Source organism: Actinomycetospora sp. (genome assembly GCF_055612215.1).
On sequence record NZ_JBVPVA010000778.1, the window covers coordinates 1 to 1371 of the forward strand.

Genomic DNA, 1371 nt, shown 5'->3' on the forward strand with positions numbered 1-1371 from the left:
GGCGATGGAGGAGGCGAGGATCGCGGGCGAGGGGTTCTCCAGCGCGTCCGCGATCGTGGTCTCGCTCTCGGCCGGCTCGAGGGCGGTCGTGGCGTTGCCCTGCGGGTCGAGGTCGATCACCAGGGTGCGCAACCCCTGGCGGGCGGCCGCCCCGGCGAGGCCGAGGGTGACGGTGGTCTTGCCGACTCCGCCCTTGAGGCTCAGCACACCGGTCACGTACACGGGGGCAACGTACCGGCTGGGACGCGGATCCCCGACGGGTGCGCACTACGGTGTGGCCGTGACCGCACGCCCGTCCGCACCCACGGCCGTCGACGTCGTGGCCGCGGCGCTGCGCGACGAGCTCGCCGCCCGGGGCGGGGGCGCGGCCGCGGCCCGGGTGCTCGACGTCGGCGGTGGCAGCGGCACGTGGGCCGTGCCCCTCGCGGCGGCGGGCTGCGAGGTCACCGTCGTCGACTCCAGCGCGACCGCCCTCGCCGTCCTGCGCAGCCGGGCGCGCGACGCCGGCGTCGCCGACCGGATCCGTGCGGTCCAGGGCGACGTCGACGCCCTGGCCGACATCGCAGGCGGGGCCGACCTGGTCCTCGGCCACGGGCTGCTCGAGTACGTGGACGACCCCGCGGCCGCCGTCCGTTCCCTCGCCACCGCGACGGCGCCCGGGGGAGCGGTGTCGGTCCTCGTCGCCGGCCGGTGGGCGGCGGTGCTCGGCCGGGTCGTCGCCGGACGGGTGGCCGAGGCCCGGCGCCTGCTCGCCGACCCCGCGGGCCGCTGGGGGCCCGGCGACCCGCTGCTGCGCCGGATGGACACCGACGAGGTCCGCACGCTGCTCGAGCGCGACGGCGGGCTCGTCATCGAGCAGGTCCGCGGCCACCGGGTGCTCGCCGACCTGGTGCCCGAGACCCCGGACGGTGCCGCCGGGGCGGCCGACCTGGCCGCGCTCGAGGAGCTCGCCGCGGACACCCCGCCGCTGCGCGACCTCGCCTCGCGGATCCACGTCCTGGCCCGCCGCCCCGCCCGACCCTGACGCGCGCCCCGCGACCGGTGATCGTCATCGATCGCCACGCACCGCATCCGGATGATCGCGGCGCGTCGCGGCGTGGGGCTTCTCACCGGCCGAAAGAATGATCGTCGGGGCAAGACCCCCGTCCGGGTAGTCGGAGTGCCAGAGGGCTCGTACGATGATGTCAGCCATCCCGATGGATGTGCCGATCGTCCCAGTCACCCGCGGGTCGATCATCGCTCTCGTTCCGGTGCCGGAGGAGAACCATGCCGCTCTCCGAGCACGAGCAGCGTCTGCTCGACCAGATCGAGCGCGCGCTCTATGCCGAGGATCCGAAGTTCGCGTCGACGGTGCGGGGAGGCCGGCTCCGC

The 1371-nt window shown here is 76.0% G+C and carries 4 protein-coding genes; 2 read left to right on the forward strand and 2 right to left on the reverse strand.

Translation table 11 applies throughout. From position 1 onward, the window contains the following. Positions 1 to 222 (reverse strand): ParA family protein (locus tag AC0CYZ_RS21325; RefSeq protein ID WP_472218999.1); only part of this gene is annotated, 222 nt, incomplete at its 3' end. A gap of 58 nt (positions 223 to 280) precedes the next feature. Between AC0CYZ_RS21325 and AC0CYZ_RS21330 the strand changes: the two genes are divergently transcribed. After that, positions 281 to 1024, forward strand: coding sequence for a methyltransferase domain-containing protein (locus AC0CYZ_RS21330; protein WP_472219001.1), 744 nt, complete (start codon positions 281 to 283; stop codon positions 1022 to 1024). Between the two features lie 24 nt (positions 1025 to 1048). Here AC0CYZ_RS21330 and AC0CYZ_RS21335 read toward each other — a convergent pair whose 3' ends face one another. Then, positions 1049 to 1237, reverse strand: coding sequence for a hypothetical protein (locus AC0CYZ_RS21335; RefSeq protein ID WP_472219003.1), 189 nt, complete (start codon positions 1235 to 1237; stop codon positions 1049 to 1051). Positions 1238 to 1266: 29 nt separating this feature from the next. Between AC0CYZ_RS21335 and AC0CYZ_RS21340 the strand changes: the two genes are divergently transcribed. Then, on the forward strand, positions 1267 to 1371 hold a 105-nt coding region (locus AC0CYZ_RS21340; protein ID WP_472219005.1), incomplete at its 3' end, for a DUF3040 domain-containing protein.

Coding starts and splice junctions, on each gene's coding strand:
- AC0CYZ_RS21335 (WP_472219003.1), bottom strand. CDS start 1,237: ATGATCGACCCGCGGGTGACTGGGACGATCGGCACATCCATCGGGATG.